The sequence below is a fragment of the Micromonospora sp. NPDC047670 genome (genome assembly GCF_043204915.1).
GTDB lineage: Bacteria > Actinomycetota > Actinomycetes > Mycobacteriales > Micromonosporaceae > Micromonospora.
On sequence record NZ_JBIDDA010000008.1, the window covers coordinates 258,313 to 273,063 of the forward strand.

At 73.7% G+C, this 14,751-nt stretch carries 15 protein-coding genes; 8 read left to right on the forward strand and 7 right to left on the reverse strand.

The window, feature by feature from the left end; all coding sequences use genetic code 11:
• The first annotated feature begins 93 nt into the window (after positions 1–93).
• Together ACGF7U_RS21185 and ACGF7U_RS21190 are read left to right on the forward strand one after the other, a co-directional pair.
• On the forward strand, positions 94–1,758 hold the full coding sequence (locus tag ACGF7U_RS21185; RefSeq protein ID WP_393109225.1) for a right-handed parallel beta-helix repeat-containing protein: 1,665 nt from the start codon (positions 94–96) through the stop codon (positions 1,756–1,758).
• Between the two features lie 301 nt (positions 1,759–2,059).
• Positions 2,060–3,325 (forward strand): Ig-like domain-containing protein, encoded by a 1,266-nt coding sequence (locus ACGF7U_RS21190; RefSeq protein WP_393109073.1) that lies wholly within the window; start codon positions 2,060–2,062, stop codon positions 3,323–3,325.
• Between the two features lie 83 nt (positions 3,326–3,408).
• On the opposite strand, the gene ACGF7U_RS21195 is transcribed toward ACGF7U_RS21190, so the two are convergent.
• A complete protein-coding gene (locus ACGF7U_RS21195) occupies positions 3,409–4,428 on the reverse strand; it encodes an SMP-30/gluconolactonase/LRE family protein (RefSeq protein WP_393109075.1) in 1,020 nt (339 codons plus the stop codon).
• Positions 4,429–4,582: 154 nt separating this feature from the next.
• Between ACGF7U_RS21195 and ACGF7U_RS21200 the strand changes: the two genes are divergently transcribed.
• Positions 4,583–4,954 carry an STAS domain-containing protein gene (locus ACGF7U_RS21200; RefSeq protein ID WP_393109077.1) on the forward strand — a complete coding sequence of 124 codons (372 nt, stop codon included), beginning with the start codon at positions 4,583–4,585 and terminating at the stop codon, positions 4,952–4,954.
• Between the two features lie 137 nt (positions 4,955–5,091).
• Here ACGF7U_RS21200 and ACGF7U_RS21205 read toward each other — a convergent pair whose 3' ends face one another.
• Both ACGF7U_RS21205 and ACGF7U_RS21210 read right to left on the reverse strand, forming a co-directional pair.
• Positions 5,092–5,484, reverse strand: coding sequence for an FKBP-type peptidyl-prolyl cis-trans isomerase (locus tag ACGF7U_RS21205; RefSeq protein ID WP_393109079.1), 393 nt, complete (start codon positions 5,482–5,484; stop codon positions 5,092–5,094).
• Positions 5,485–5,675: 191 nt separating this feature from the next.
• On the reverse strand, positions 5,676–6,251 hold the full coding sequence (locus tag ACGF7U_RS21210) for a hypothetical protein (RefSeq protein ID WP_393109081.1): 576 nt from the start codon (positions 6,249–6,251) through the stop codon (positions 5,676–5,678).
• 213 nt (positions 6,252–6,464) lie between these two features.
• Between ACGF7U_RS21210 and ACGF7U_RS21215 the strand changes: the two genes are divergently transcribed.
• Together ACGF7U_RS21215 and ACGF7U_RS21220 are read left to right on the forward strand one after the other, a co-directional pair.
• Positions 6,465–7,163 carry a CBS domain-containing protein gene (locus ACGF7U_RS21215; RefSeq protein ID WP_393109083.1) on the forward strand — a complete coding sequence of 233 codons (699 nt, stop codon included), beginning with the start codon at positions 6,465–6,467 and terminating at the stop codon, positions 7,161–7,163.
• A gap of 209 nt (positions 7,164–7,372) precedes the next feature.
• Complete coding sequence (locus ACGF7U_RS21220) at positions 7,373–8,326, forward strand: TerC/Alx family metal homeostasis membrane protein (protein ID WP_393109085.1); 954 nt, start codon at positions 7,373–7,375, stop codon at positions 8,324–8,326.
• Positions 8,327–8,366: 40 nt separating this feature from the next.
• Here ACGF7U_RS21220 and ACGF7U_RS21225 read toward each other — a convergent pair whose 3' ends face one another.
• Positions 8,367–9,095 carry a helical backbone metal receptor gene (locus ACGF7U_RS21225; protein WP_393109087.1) on the reverse strand — a complete coding sequence of 243 codons (729 nt, stop codon included), beginning with the start codon at positions 9,093–9,095 and terminating at the stop codon, positions 8,367–8,369.
• 130 nt (positions 9,096–9,225) lie between these two features.
• Between ACGF7U_RS21225 and ACGF7U_RS21230 the strand changes: the two genes are divergently transcribed.
• Positions 9,226–10,095: a phytanoyl-CoA dioxygenase family protein gene (locus ACGF7U_RS21230; RefSeq protein WP_393109089.1), complete on the forward strand. Its 870-nt coding sequence runs from the start codon at positions 9,226–9,228 to the stop codon at positions 10,093–10,095.
• A 3-nt stretch (positions 10,096–10,098) separates the two neighbouring features.
• Here ACGF7U_RS21230 and ACGF7U_RS21235 read toward each other — a convergent pair whose 3' ends face one another.
• A complete protein-coding gene (locus ACGF7U_RS21235) occupies positions 10,099–10,692 on the reverse strand; it encodes a GNAT family N-acetyltransferase (protein WP_393109091.1) in 594 nt (197 codons plus the stop codon).
• 142 nt (positions 10,693–10,834) lie between these two features.
• Between ACGF7U_RS21235 and ACGF7U_RS21240 the strand changes: the two genes are divergently transcribed.
• Together ACGF7U_RS21240 and ACGF7U_RS21245 are read left to right on the forward strand one after the other, a co-directional pair.
• Positions 10,835–11,719: a hypothetical protein gene (locus tag ACGF7U_RS21240; RefSeq protein WP_393109093.1), complete on the forward strand. Its 885-nt coding sequence runs from the start codon at positions 10,835–10,837 to the stop codon at positions 11,717–11,719.
• Between the two features lie 268 nt (positions 11,720–11,987).
• A complete protein-coding gene (locus tag ACGF7U_RS21245; RefSeq protein WP_393109095.1) occupies positions 11,988–13,256 on the forward strand; it encodes a hypothetical protein in 1,269 nt (422 codons plus the stop codon).
• A 124-nt stretch (positions 13,257–13,380) separates the two neighbouring features.
• Here the strand turns inward: ACGF7U_RS21245 and ACGF7U_RS21250 are convergent, their stop codons facing one another.
• Both ACGF7U_RS21250 and ACGF7U_RS21255 read right to left on the reverse strand, forming a co-directional pair.
• Positions 13,381–13,944, reverse strand: coding sequence for an NADPH-dependent FMN reductase (locus ACGF7U_RS21250; protein WP_393109097.1), 564 nt, complete (start codon positions 13,942–13,944; stop codon positions 13,381–13,383).
• A 127-nt stretch (positions 13,945–14,071) separates the two neighbouring features.
• Positions 14,072–14,626: an SRPBCC domain-containing protein gene (locus ACGF7U_RS21255; RefSeq protein WP_393109099.1), complete on the reverse strand. Its 555-nt coding sequence runs from the start codon at positions 14,624–14,626 to the stop codon at positions 14,072–14,074.
• Positions 14,627–14,751 lie beyond the last annotated feature (125 nt).

Sequence of the window (14,751 nt, forward strand, 5' to 3'; positions counted from 1 at the left end):
CCGTCGCCGTCGCGGCGGGCGTTTCCCCCGACGCGGGCCGGGAATGCCGGCCGGGCAGGCTCGCCGAGGGAGGACGAGGTGGCATACCCCGACATGCCCTCCGCCGGTGGCGTACGCCGCCACGCGGTCGCCGGCGCCCCGCTGCTCTGCGACGCCCGGGAGCACGGCCTCGTCGGCGACGGGGCGACCAACGACCAGCCGGCCCTGGCCGCGCTGGTGGACCGCCTCGGCGACGCGTACGCCGCCGACGGCCGTGTCCGGATCATCTACTGCCCGCCCGGGGTGTACTCGATGCGGGACTCCGGCACGGTCTGGCGTTCCGGGGTCTCGCTCATCGGCGCCGGCCCGGGGGCCACCCGCTTCGTGCTCAGCAACTCCGGCAACCGGGCCGACCCCGCGCCGCTGGCGTTCTACACCGAGCAGCAGCACGGGGCCGACCGGGACCGCCACCTGGCGGACTGCACCTTCGCCGATTTCGAGATCGACGGCTCCGGCGTGGCGTCGGCCGACTACAACCCGTTGGCGAAGGGACTCGGCCTGCAGTACGTCGTCCGGGGCATGTTCCGCAACCTGTACATCCACCACACCGCCGCCACCGGCCTGGGCTGCGACTTCCTCCAGGACTGCCTCATCGACGGGGTGCTGGTGGTCGGCTGCGGCCGACTGGACAACGGCACCGAGATGGGCGGCGCGGGCATCGGTATCGGCATCGGCGGCTGGGGCAGCGTCGAGCGGTTCAACATCGTCAACTGCAGCGCGGTGGCCAACGCGACCAACGGGATCTTCCTGGAGCTGCAGAAGGCGAGCCACCTGCGTCCCCGGGGGGTGCGCATCATCGGCTGCCACGCCCAGGGCAACCGCTTCGGCATCTCCGACTGGGGCGCGAACGGCCTGATCGTCTCCGCCTGCACGATGACCGGCAACCTCGAGGCGGGCTTCCACGTCTCGGCGAAGGGCACCACGCACACCGCCGGGCGGGGCGGCCTGCTCACCGACTGCGTGATCGACGGCAACCTGCGCGACGGGGTCAGCATCGGCAACACCCCCGGTCCGTACACGATCCGCGGCAACCGGATCAGCGGCAACGGCCGGCACGGCTACCACCAGCGCAACCTCGGCGGGGTGGAGGAGCAGATCGCCGAGGAGATCGTCATCGAGAGCAACGACTTCTACGGCAACAGCGCCGACGCGATCCGCATCGACCGCCCGCTGCGCGACGTGATCCTGGTCGGTAACCGCATCCGCAACAACGGGCGGCAGTGGGCGCCGGCGATGAGCGGGCACGGCGACTCGGTGCGCTACAGCGAGCGGACGGTGGTGGACCGGCGGGCGACCTGGCCGAACGACGGCCACCGGGGCAAGGTGGTACGCGTCGGCGACCGGATCGCCGTCGTGGCGGCCAACGACGACACCGAACTCACCCTCGCGCCCATCCGGCCCGACGCGTCCAGCGCGTGGAGCGGCGCCACCCCGCAGCCGGGAACGCCGTACGAGCTGCCGGCCGGGCCGCCGGTGCGGGCCGGCATCACGATCAACGCGGCGGTCGACTCGGCCACCATCCGGGGCAACCGGATCTGGGACAACAAGAACCCGAGCACCCAGAACCACGGCCTGTGGATCACCGACGAGGGTAGCTGCGTCGACTGCCGGGTGGAGGACAACGACCTCGCCGGCAACGCCGACTCCGCCATCCGCATGGACACGCCGCCCGTCGGCGGCCGGTGGGAACGCAACCACGGCGACGACGACTGGACGTGAGCCCGCGCGGCGCCCGCCCGACCTCCCGGTCTGCCGGAGCCGTGCGGCGGCGACGGGAGGCTCCTTCCCGGTGCAAGGCGCGCGGGCCGGCGCAACCGGGACAGGCCGGGACTCTCCGCTCCGGCGGTGGCGGGTCGGGCCTATCCCGGACGGACCCGGAAACCGGGCCCAGCCAACCCATTTCGCGCAGTCCGGCAAATGCTTCCCATAATTGATTTCCCATTTCGCCGAAATTGCGCCGGTCTCCGAGTCCGGTGGAGAGAATGTGGCGGAGGGACACCAATTAACGGGGGGACGCATCATGAAGTTGAGGCGGCGACTGACGGTGTTGGCCGTGACCATCGCGGCCACGCCGTTGGCCCTCGGCGGGTGCACCGCCGACCGCAAACCGGGTGACCGGCCGGCCGAGGGCCGGGCGGCGGCGCCGGAGCTGACCGTCACGCCCACCGACCGTGCCCGCGAGGTGCCGGTCAGCGCCGAGGTGGGGACCGCCGTCAGGGGCGGGCGGGTCACCGCCGTGCGGATCATCGACGACAAGGGCGCGCAGGTCGAGGCGGAGCCCCGGGAGGACGGGTCGGCCTGGGTGCCGAGTCGGCCGTTGCAGCCGCGGCGGACCTACACCGCGGAGGTGACCGCCACGGGTGACTCGGGGAAGACCACCACCCGGAAGACCACCTTCACCACGATGCCGGAATCGACGAAGCCGGAAATCACCAGCACGTTGTATTTCGCCGGCAACCGGACGTACGGCACCGCCATGCCGGTGACCGTCGCTTTCGACCCGCCCATTCCGAAAGAGGCCAGGGCGGACGTGCAGCGCCGACTGTTCGTGAAGACCGACCCGCCGCAGCCGGGCGCCTGGTCGTGGGTGTCCGACGGCAGTCAGGTCTACTACCGGGCCCCCGATTTCTGGCGCCCGGGGACAAGGATCAGCGTCCGGGCCGGGCTGGAGGGCCTGCCCATCGGCAAGGACCGCGTCGGCGACTCCGACCGGACCGCCACCTCGAAGATCGGCCAGCAGGTGGCCCTGGAGATCGACAACGCGACCAAGCAGATGTCCGTGCTGCGCGACGGCAAGGTCGTCCGCAAGATCCCGGTCAGCATGGGCAAGCCGAGCACGCCGACCTCCAGCGGCAAGATGGTGATCATGGAGAAGCACGAGTACACGACGTTCGACACCCGGGGATCGGCCGACCCCTACGTGGTCGACGTCGAGGACGCCCAGCGGCTCACCTGGGGCGGTGAGTTCATCCACGCGGCGCCCTGGTCGGTGGGGGACCAGGGCAACACCAACGTCTCGCACGGCTGCACCAACGTCTCCAACGAGGCCGCGGACTGGCTGATGGGCGTCACCCAGGTCGGCGACCTGGTCACCATCAAGGGCACCGAGGTGCAGTTGAACGAGGGCAACGGCTGGACGGCCTGGAACGTCAGCTGGGACGAGTTCGTGAAGGGCAGCGCGCTGCCCGTGCCGGCCGGGCTCCGGCCGGCCCCCTCGCAGGCCCCGCACCCGGGCGCCGTGGCCGGGGGCTCGCCGGTGCCGGCGCCGTCCGTCCGCGGCGGCTGACCCGGCGGTACGCACACCGGGGGACCGGTCCGCCGCCGTGCGGGCCGGTCCCCCCGGCGCCACCTGGCGGCGGACCGGGGCGCTCAGGCCAGCGGCACCCGGGCCACCCCGCGGCCGGTCAGGCTGCCCAGCCAGAGGCGGTCGCCGTGCTGACGCACGCCGGTGATCATGTCGTAGCTCCCACGCGGCCCGTGCAGTGTCCGCAGCACCCGCCCCTCGCCGTCCACCAGCGCGACCAGGCCGTAGCGCAGCGGCTTCGGCTGCACGGCGGCCGGCAGCACCGCCACGAGCTGGCGCAGCCGGGGGTGCGGCAGCAGCCGCTCGACGACCGGCACCCGGGGGCTGGGCAGGGCGATCCAGTACGTCCCGTCGCCGACCGGCGTGAGATTGTCCGGGTACGCCGGCAGGTCGGCCAGCACGGTCACCGCCCCGTCGGGCAGGGTGACCCGCACCAGCCGGTGCGTGGCGGTCTCCACCAGCATCAGCGCCGACTCGTCCGGGGCGAGCGCGATCCCGTTGGGGAAGTAGAGCCCCGCGCAGACGACGTCGGTGCGCCCGCTGCGCGGGTCGTACGCCAGCACCCGCCCGTTGGGCCGGTGCTCCAGCAGGTCCCGCTTCCAGTGCGACAGCGGGAAGCGGTCGGACGAGTCGGTGAAGTAGACGGTGCCGTCGCGGGCGATGGTGGCGTTGTCGACCAGGTGCGCCCGCGCGCCGAGCCCGCCCAGCTCCCGCACCGCCCCGTCGCCGGTCACCCGCAGCAGCCCCCGGTACGCGTCGCACACGACGAGGCTGCCGTCGAGCGGGTCGACCTCCACGCCCAGCGGCCGGCCACCGGTCTCGGCGAGCGGCCGGGGCCGGGTGCCCGGTGGCGCGTCCACCGGCCACCACCAGAGCCGGCCGTCCTCGGCGCCGCTGACCACCCGCCCGGACGGGTCGACCACCACGTCCTCGGGGCCGGCGACGCCGTCGGGCAGGGGCAGCAGCTCGGCGGAGTCGAGCCGACGGTCGCTCGGGGCCCACGGCCCGTCGAGCGGGGGCGGGACGGTGGCGGGCTCGCGGACGGGGCGGATGAGCCGGGGCGCGCGGGCACGGGGAGCGACCATGGCCCATTCTCGCCCGTCGCTGCCGCACCCCGCCGACCCCGGCGCCTCCTCCCTGAGGAGGATCGGGGACGCCCCCGAGGGTGACCCTGGGCGGACCCGGATCCGGTCCCTGGGCAGGGCGGAAATGTCGGTGGTGGGGGCTAGATTCGTCGGCATGAGGCAGCGTGCGGACCGGTTCCACGTCGAGATCAGCGTGGACGACCACGTGGTGGACGTGCGGGCGACCGGCGAGGTCGACATCGCCACGGTCGCCACGTTCCGTTCCGCGCTCTGGGCGGCCCCGGCCCGGCCGGTGCTCCGGCTGGATCTGTCCGGCGTCCGGGTGCTCTCCGCCGCCGGGGTGCGGACGCTGGTCGCCGCGCACCTGCGTGTTCGCGCCCGGGGCGGCGAGCTGGTGCTGCTGCACCCCGACCCGGTGGTCGCGCGGGTGCTGCGGGCCACCGGCCTGCACCGGGTCATCCCGATCGTCGACCCGTGCGCCCCGACCGCCGACCCGCGCTCAGACCGGGAGTTGGTGGCCTGCTGACGCCCTTCGAGGGCGGCGTGCGGGGGCGCGAGCGACCGAATGCCGCCCGGGCCGGCGGCAGCGTCGGGATCGATCAGATGTGGAGCCGGGGCCGACGGCGCCTGGGCGCGTCGACCCCGGTTCGTCGGCTCAGCGGCTCAGCGGACGCCGACCAGGTCGACGACGAAGACCAGGGTCTCGCCCGGCTTGATGACGCCACCGGCGCCCCGGTCGCCGTAGCCCATGTGCGGCGGGATGGTCAGCTTGCGCCGACCGCCGACCCGCATGCCCACCACGCCCCGGTCCCAGCCGGCGATGACCTGCCCGCCGCCGAGCGGGAACTCGAACGTCTCGCCCCGGTTCCAGGAGGAGTCGAACTCGCGGCCGGTGGAGTGCGCGACCCCCACGTAGTGGACGTCGGCCAGCTGTCCCGGCTGGGCCTCCGGCCCCTCGCCGACGGTGATGTCCTCGATGACGAGATCGGCGGGCGGCGCGCCCTCGATCGGGCCCACCTCGGGCTTGCCGGAGCGGGCGCCTGCTGCCTGGTTCATGCGGGAGTCTCCTGCCGTTCGGTCCTGATGTCCCGGTCACCAGAGATCCTGCCGGATGCCCCCCGCCCGGCGCGCGGCGGTCTCCAAAGCCGCCCGTGGGCCCCGGACGGACCCGGCGCGGCCAGGCGGGCGCGCACAGACCAGCGGGCGTCACCGGTGGTGACGCCCGCTGGTGGCGATGCCGGATCAGGTCACCGCAGCCAGGGGAAGCGCTGGACGAGGGGGAGCTTCGCCCACGTCGCGCCCAGGCCCAGGGTGGCGCCGGCGTTGACCAGCGCGAGACCGGCCAGCAGGGCCGCGTTGAGCAGGTGGTCGTCCATGAAGGGGTTGTTCTCGGGAGGCAGGACGACCGTCCACATCATCACGTAGAGCACCGTGCCGGCGACGGCGGCCACGCGCATCCCGATGCCCAGCAGCAGCGCCACGCCGATCGCGGCCAGGCCGGTCATGAAGAGCACGTCCGCCCAGGCGGCTCCGGCGATGCCCTGGTAGAAGCCCTTGAACGGGCCGGCCGCGCCGAAGGTCAGGAAGCCCTTGGTGGGGCTGCCGCCGTTGACCCAGGCGTTCTTCGCCTCGGTGGCGTGTCCCAGACCGAAGACCTTGTCCAGGAACGCCCAGAGGAAGGTCCAGCCGAGGGCGATGCGGATGCCGGCGAAGACGTACCGGGTGGCACGCTCCCGGGCGGTCTCGCCGGTGTACCGGGTCTGCGCCGCCGGTGCGGTGGTCTCTGCGGTGATCCGCTTGGTTGTCGCGGTCATTGTCTCCACGTCCCTTCGTGTGCCTCGCACCGCGCTTCCCGGTGGCATCTCCATTGGACGCCCGTCGGCGGGCGGCGGGCAGGGCCGACCGGGCCCCGTCGGGCCGGGACCTTCGACCTCTTCCACACCGGTCCACCCGGCCGTGCCGACTTGGTCCCGTGGCCCTGCCCCAGGGACCGTCGCGGCCATACCGTCGCAGGTGACAACGGCAGGGAGGTCGTGATGAGGACGTGGCAGGTGAGCGACGTGATGACGCGAGACGTCGCGACGGTGGGGGAGGAGACCCCGTACCGCGAGATCGTCGACGCGCTGGTGCGCCGGGGCATCAGCGGCGTGCCCGTGGTGGACGGGTTCCGCCGGGTGCTCGGTGTGGTGTCCGAGTCGGATCTGCTGCACAAGGTCGAGCGGGCCGGCCACCCCGACGAGCGGCGGATCTTCGAGGGGCGGCGGCGCCGCACCGCCCGGGAGAAGGCCGACGCGCTGCTGGCCCGGGACCTGATGACCGCGCCGCCGGTGACCACCTGGCCGGAGGCGACCGTCTCCGCCGCCGCCCGGCAGTTGGACCGGGAGTCGGTGAAGCGGCTGCCGGTGCTCGACGACCTGGGCCGGCTCGTCGGCATCGTCACCCGGGGCGACCTGCTGCGGGTGCACCTGCGCACGGACGCGGAAATCCGCGAGGACGTCGTGCAGGAGGTGCTGCGCCGGGTGCTCGGGGTGCGGGACGGCCTGGTCACCGTCCAGGTGCGCGACGGTGAGGTGACGCTCGACGGCCGGCTGGACCGGCGCAGCGCGGTCGAGCTGGCGGGCCGGCTGGCCGGGCAGGTCAGCGGCGTGGTACGGGTGACCAGCACCATCGCGTACGACGTCGACGACAGCGCCCTCGCCGGGGTGGACGCGGGCCGGGCCACCCCGGTGGCCTGACCCGTGACGCTCCTCCCGGCCGGCGGCGGCGGCCGACTTGGCCGGACCGCCGTCGGCCGGCGGGCGGCTCGCCTAGGCTCGGGGGCGGACGCGGTCCGGTTCCGCCGCCCGGCCCCGTGTTGAGGTGACCGCGCCCGCGCCGGAGCCGCACGGGCGCCACGTCGCGCGTGGGGAGCGGAACCACCTGTCGTGGATGCGGAGGGCGCCGGGTGGACGAGGCGACGTTCGCGGCGCCGCTGTGGGCCTGGGCGGCGGTGGGCGCGGTCATCGCCGTCATGCTGGCCGTGGACATGCTCTCCCACCGTGACAACCACGTGATCGAGCTGCGCGAGGCGCTGGTGTGGAGCGGCGTCTGGATCACCGCCGGGCTCAGCTTCGGTCTGGTGGTCTGGCTCTGGCGGGGCGGCGAGCCGGCCGTGGCGTACTTCTCCGGCTACCTGCTGGAGAAGGCCCTCTCGGTCGACAACGTCTTCGTCTTCGCGCTGCTGTTCGGCTATTTCCGGGTGCCCGCCGCGTACCAGCACAAGGTGCTCTTCTGGGGGGTCGTCGGGGCGCTCGCGTTCCGGCTGGCGTTCATCTTCGCCGGCGCGGAGCTGCTGGAGCGGCTGGCCTGGGCCGGGGTGGTGCTCGGCGCCTTCCTGATCTGGACCGGGTGGCGACTCGCGGTGCGCGGCGAGCCGGACGTCGCGCCCGACCGCAACGTGGCGGTCCGGTTGTTCCGGCGGATGGTCCCCACCGAGCCCCGCTACCACGGCGGGCGGTTCACCGCCCGGGTCGACGGCCGGCGCAGGGCGACGCTGCTGCTGGTGGCGCTGGTCGCGATCGAGGCCACCGATGTGGTATTCGCGATCGACTCGGTGGCGGCGATCCTGGCCATCACCACCGACACGTTCCTGGTCTGGACGGCGACGGCGTTCGCCGTGCTCGGGCTGCGCAGCCTCTACTTCTGCCTGGCCGGGCTGCTGCGGCACTTCGGCTACCTGCGGTACGGGCTGGCCGTGCTGCTGGCCTTCGCCGGGGCGAAGCTGATCCTGGCCGAGACGCCGGTGGGGAAGCTGCCGGTCTGGCTCACCCTCGTGGTGGTCGTGGTGACCCTGTCGGCCGCGATCGGTTGGAGCGTGCTCGCCGCCCGTAGGGAACGACGCCGGCACGCGGGCGGCTGACCCCACCGTCCCGCGCGTGGGACCGCCGCCCCGGCGGCGGTCAGCCCGGCCGGACGACCGGGTCGGCGAGCTGGGCGGAGAGCACGGCGGGCGCCGCCGCCAGGGACGGGCCGTACCAGGTCAGGTGCCGCCCGGAGAGCAGGGCGCAGGGGACGCCGGGGAACGCCTCCGGCCCGTCGTCGGCGGTGAACCGGTACGGCTCGTCCGGCAGCACCACCAGTTCCGGCTCCCGGGCGCGCAGCTCGTCGAGGTCCGGCCGGGGATAGCGCTCGGCGTCGTCCGCGTACAGGTTGGTGACGCCGAGCCGGCGCAGTACGTCGCCGGCGAAGGTGTCGCCGCCCAGCACCACCCAGGGGCGGCGCCAGACCGGCACCACCGCCCGGCGGGGTGGTCGTGCCGCCGGCACGTCGGCCCATGCCCGGCGGGCCGCCGCCAGCCACTCCGGTTCGGCCGGTGCGCCCAGCTCGCGCAGCAGGTCGGCCAGCTCGGTCAGCGCTCCGTCGACGGTCCGCGGGTAGGTCACCCGCACCGGTACGCCGGCCGCGACGAGGGCGTCGGCGTCGGCGCGGCGGTTCTCCTCGACGTTGAGCAGGACCAGGTCCGGTCGCAGCGCGAGCACCCGGCCGAGGTCGGGGTACTTGCTGCCGCCGACCCGCGCGACGTCCAGCCCCTCCGGGTGGGCGCACCAGTCGGTGGCCCCGACCAGCAGGCCGGGCAGCGTCAGCGCCACGGCCTCGGTCAGCGACGGCACCAGCGACACGACCCGCACCCCACGCACCTCCCGTCGGCCGACCGCCGGCCCGGGTCGATCATGCCTCGGCCGTGGCCCGGTCGGCCGGGCGACCCTTGCGACGTGTGTACAACGTTGTAATACTCGCCTCATCCCCTCAGGAGGTGCGATGAGGTCCCACGCCACGCCGCCCGCGCCGCCCACCGGCCGGCCCCCCGTACCCGCCGACGACGAGGTTCCGGTGGAGGCGCTCGGCGACCTCTACCGCGACGGCATCACCGCCTGCCGCGGCGCCTTCGCCGTGGAGTGGGTAGACCGCGTCGGCGAGGACATCGACGCGGCCTTCCGGGAGGCCCGCTCCCGCCCGGACGGCGCGGTCGGCCGCGGCCCGCAACGGTGGTACGTGGAGATCCACCCCGAGCAGCTGCGCGGCTTCGTCGACCTGGTCACCCACCCGTGGGTGGTCTCGGTGTGCCGGGCCGTGCTCGGCCCCGACTACGAGATCGTCGAGCTGGGTTTCGACATCCCGTTCCCCGGCGCGGCGATGCAGCCGTGGCACCGGGACTTCCCGATGCCGGAGGACACCCGGCGGCAGCGGCGGCTGACCTCGCTGGCGTTCAACCTCACCACGGTCGACACGGTGGAGGAGATGGGGCCGTTCGAGATCGCGCCGGGCACCCAGTGGGACGACGGCCGCGACTTCGACCACGAGATGTTCCCGCCCAGGGAGCGCTACCCCCGCTACGAGCAGCGGGCGGTCCGCAAGTACCCGAGGCGCGGCGACATCTCCGCCCGCTCGGCGCTGACCATCCACCGCGGCACGCCCAACGTCTCCACGCTGGCGCGTCCGGTGCTGGTGCTCGGCGTCGACGCGCCCGGCGCGGGCAACGCCGGCCACCACGACATGGCGGTGACCCGGGGGTACTGGGAGAGCCTGCCCGAGCTGGTGCGCGCGCACCTGCCCTGCCCGGTGGTCGACGCCCTCACCCCGATCCGTCAGAAGCACACCATCGAGGGCCTGGTGATGGGTGCCGGGTGACCGTCAGGCGGGGCGGGGCTCGCGGCGTACGTCGTCGCCGTCCGGCCGCAGCCACTGCTGGCGGGTCAGCGCGTACTCGACCTCGCCGTGCTCCGCCCCGTCGATCATCTCCGGCCAGTCCCCGACGTACGTGCGCACGTAGCGCAGCCCGGCCTTCTCCATCACCCGGCGGGACGGCGTGTTGACGGTCATCGTGTTCGCGGTGACCCGTTCCACGCCCAGCTCGGTGAAGCCCTTGTCGATCAGCGCCCGGCAGCCCTCGGTGGCCAGGCCGCCGCCCCAGGCCGCCCGGCGCAGCCGGTAGCCCAGCTCCACCTCGCGGGCGTCGCCGTCGCGCGTCGGGCGGAACTCGAACCAGCCCAGGAACTCGCCCGACGCGCGGCTCAGCGCCGCCCACCAGCCCAGGCCCGGTGGCCGCCGGTAGTGGGCGAGGATCCGGGGCAGGGTGCGCTCGCGGACCACCTCGGGCGGGGTGGGCCGCCCGCCGGTGAGGTACCGCATCACGTCGGGGTCGCCGTCCAACTCGACGAGCAGGCCCGCGTCGTCGGGGGTGAACTCGCGCAGGACCAGCCGGTCGGTGCTCAGGAAGATCGCCACCGGCCCATCCCAGCGTCGAGATCCGGGCGGCTCAACCGGATTTCCCGCCGCACCACCGCGGCCCCGGCCATGATCGACGGCCTAGACTCGTCCCGGCCGACGGGTCGGCCCGGGTCGACGGCAGGACGGACGGATCAGGCGCATGACGAGCACCGGTGGCGGGGACGGTTCCTGGCTGCGCGCGGTACCGGGGGAGGGCGGGCGGGGCCCGCTGCTCACCCGGGCCGGCCAGCTCGTGCACGGCGCCCGCCGCCTTGGCGAACTCGCGCACCGGCGCCCGACCGGCATCACCGGCCACCAGTGGAGCACGGCCACCCGGGAGGGCTACGACTTCGTCGTCTGCGCCGCCGACACGGCCCGGCCGGTCTTCGCCGTCGAGATCGGCCCGGTCGCGCCCGCCGGGTCCGCCGGGCAGCGCTCCGAACGGATGAAGAACGTGGTCGCCGAGGCGGTCGGCCTGGCGGTGCTGCGGATCGGGTCGCCCACGCTGCGGGCCGAGGAGCACGGGCGGCGGATCGTGGCGTACGTGATCGACGCCCGCGCCTACGCGACGCTCGGCGCGGGGGAGCCGGAGGCGGGGGACGCGCCCGCGGTCGGGTTCCGCGACATCCTCGGCCGGCTTCCCGACGGGCGGACCGGCCACGTCAACGACCTCGGCGCCCTGGCCCGGGCCGCGGCGGTCGACGCGTACGTGTCGCGACGGTTGGTGGACCCCATCGTCCGGGGGCTGCACGTGAGTTGGCGGGGCGGGCCGGCCGAGGGGTGGAGCTGGGTCGAGGTGCGTCCCGGTGCCTGCCTGGTGGAGCGGGTGACGGTACGCGAGGAGCGCCTCTCCGTCGGCGTGGACCCCGCCCGGCTGGCCGAGGACCTGGCGGCGATGGCCGTCGGCGAGCGGCTGCGCCACCTGGAGACGGCCGAGCCGGCCCTGACGCCCCGCGACGAGTTGCTCGCCGACATCCGCCGGCTGGAGTCGCGGCGTGACGAGATGGCGAACGGATTCGCCTTCGCGCACCTCTGCGCGGACTGAGCCGCCGGTCGTCACCGACCGCCACGACTGCCTCGAATTCTCCGGGCCGCGTTGAACCCTCGCGGCCGTCGTCCCGTACTCCTGCGGGAATGGACAGGATCTCCCCGTCCGCGCCCGGCGGCGCGGAAGACGGTGCGGAAAGGGCATCGTCGGTCATCGACGTGCCAACGGTCCGCCGCGACGACCTCCGTCGGGGTGTGCCATCCCAATTCCGTCGGTCCGCCCGAGGTCTCGAATCAACCACCGGATCGAGAAGGAGAGCAATTCGATGCGCAGGTCCACACGGGCGCTCCGGTCATCCGGTAACGCGCGGAGCAAGCGGCTGCTGGCCGTGGTCGGCACCCTCGCGGTCTTCGGCGGAGTCGTCGCCGTCACCCAGATCTCGTCGGCCCAGGACCGCCGGTCGGCCTCCACCCGGCCGGCCGCCGCGGCCTGCGTGGAGCCGAGCCCCGGCGCGACCGCGCCGAGCGGGCGTGGCACCACCCGGACCTGGCAGGACGGCCGGTGGGTGCGCAACCACTGGGGTGACGGGCAGCAGTCGGTCGCCGAGTGCCAGCAGGACCGGGCCGGCGGCGCCGACAACGGCGGCTCGGCGATCGCCTGCCCGGACGTGGCCGGCCGGCTGCCGCGGGTGCCCGACCGCGCGCGGGCCGAGGTCGACCGGAACCTGAGCCTGTTGCAGACCCAGATCGCGGAGGCCGACCGGCGGCTGGCCGCCGAGGGCCGCCGGGGAGATGCCTTCGTCCGCAGCGCGATCCTCCAGCCGCTGGCCGGGAAGCGTCGGGCCACGCTGGAGCGGATCACCATCGCCATCGACCGGGTCGGCCCCCGGCCGCAGGGCCTGGCCCGGCTCGCCGAGTGCCAGGTCGCCCCGACCGGCGGAAACAACAGCGGCGGTGGCAACAACGGTGGGAACAACGGCGGCAACACCGGCGGCGGAAACAACGGCGGTGGCAACAACGGCGGCGGAAACAATGGTGGGCCGGGCGCCGGACTGGGTGTGATAGCGAACGACTGCGACGAGAGCCGGTTGCCGCCGCACGACGGTTTCCAGAACGGCAACCGCTGCGTCAGCACCGCGTTCGGTGAGGTCGGCGCGGCGGCCAACAACCCGTCGCTGCTGATCACCGACTTTCCCGGCGAGGTGAACGCCAACCAGCCGTTCACCCTCCGGGTGGCGACGCGGAACCTGGTCCGGGACCGCTTCCTCGCCGCCGGTCAGGGCGGCTACTACGTGGAGAGTTCCCTGCTCAACGAGCAGGGGTTGGTGCGGGGCCACTTCCACACCGCCTGCCGCATGCTGGACAGCCTCCAGCAGCCGCCGGAGCCCCAGGAGGTCCCGGCGTTCTTCGTCGCCACCGAGGACAGCCGCGGTGGCGCCGAGCCCGACGAGGTGACCATCCAGATCCCCGGGCTGCCCGAATCCGGCGTCGCCCAGTGCGCGGTCTGGGCCGGCGACGGCTCGCACCGGGTGCCGATGATGGAGCGCGCCAACCAGACCCCGGCCTTCGACGTGGTGCGCATCGAGGTGAACTGAACGCGCGCGGGGCCGTCCGGGACGTACCCCGGACGGCCCCGGCCCGGCCCGGCCCGGCCGGGCCGGCCCGGCGGAGGCCGGAGCGGCACCGCGAGCGGTCAGGACGCCCCGGCCGGCGTTGCCGTCAGCGCCGGCGCAGTGGTGCGAGCGCCTCGGCCCACGCGACCACCTCGGTGAAGAGTTGTTGCAACGCGGCGTCCTGGCGCTCCCCGGGCGTGAAGGTCGTAAATGCTTCGAAGTCCGTTCCGAGCGAGAGACTGACCTGCGTGCGAACGCCGGCCAGCTGAAGCGACGCCGCGATGAGCCGGAGATGCTCCACCGCACGGGCGCCGCTCACACTGCTGCCGTAGGAGACGAATCCGGCGGCCTTGTTGTTCCACTCGCCGTAGAGGTAGTCGATGGCGTTCTTCAATGCCGAAGGGATCGACCGGTTGTACTCCGGCGTGACGAAGACGTACCCGTCGAAGTCAGCGATCTTGCTGCTCCACGCCCGCGTGTGGGCGTGCGCGTAGTCGCCGAGCAACGGGGACCGCGGTTCGTCGAACACCGGTAGCCCGTAGTCCTCGATGTCCACCAGTTCGACGTCGATGCCGTCGCGCTTCCTGCCGTGCTCGGCGACCCACTCGGCTACCTGGCGGCCCACCCTGCCGGGACGGGTGCTGCCGACGATGATTCCAATGTCTGTCACGTTGTTCCTCTTCCGCGCTCGTGAGCGCCTGCGGGCCGCTTCGGCGGCCGACCCGATCGTTGTCGAAGGCGGAAACGAACCGCGAACGCGCTCTACTCCCACCTCGCGAAACGCACTTTCGCCGCCGCTACTGACGACGGAGGAAGCGTTGCGAACGCCGACCGGACCCGGCCGGTGGCGTCAGGACCGCGTCGAGACCGTTCAGGCGGAGCCGGGTCGCGCCGCGCAGGTGCGCCAGGTCGGTGTCGCCGTTCCCCGTGTACGCCAGGAACGCCACCTGCTCGGTCCAGTCCAGGCGGGTCCCCTCCGACTCGGCGCGCAGGTGAACCGTCACCAGGGAGGTCCACCGCAGCACCTCGTCGACGATCGCCTTGTAGGCGTAGACGATCCGGTGCGGTGCCGCGATGTCGACGTACCAGGACCGGTACTCCAACCGCTCCGGCGCGGTGTCCAAGGCGGTGAACGTGCTGCGCGCCGTCTCGCCGCCCCCCACCCGGAAGTCGTGGTCGTACGACGCGTCGGCGCCGGGGAGCCGGAACCATCGCCGCCGGAGCGCGGGGTCGCCGAACGCGGCGGCGACATCGACCGGCGGCGCGTCGAGGTGGCGCGAGACCGTGAATGTCTCGTGCCGGACGCCCGGACCGCGTCCCGCCGTACCGTGGTCGTCATTTGCTGTGACCATGCGTCCTCCCATGGCGTCGCGCCACCCGAAGGGGTGGCCGCCCGTCACTTACCATCAGTAAGAAACGTGCGGGGGCGGGGTTTACTCCGGCCCGGCGATACGCACTTTCAGGTCAGCTACGCACG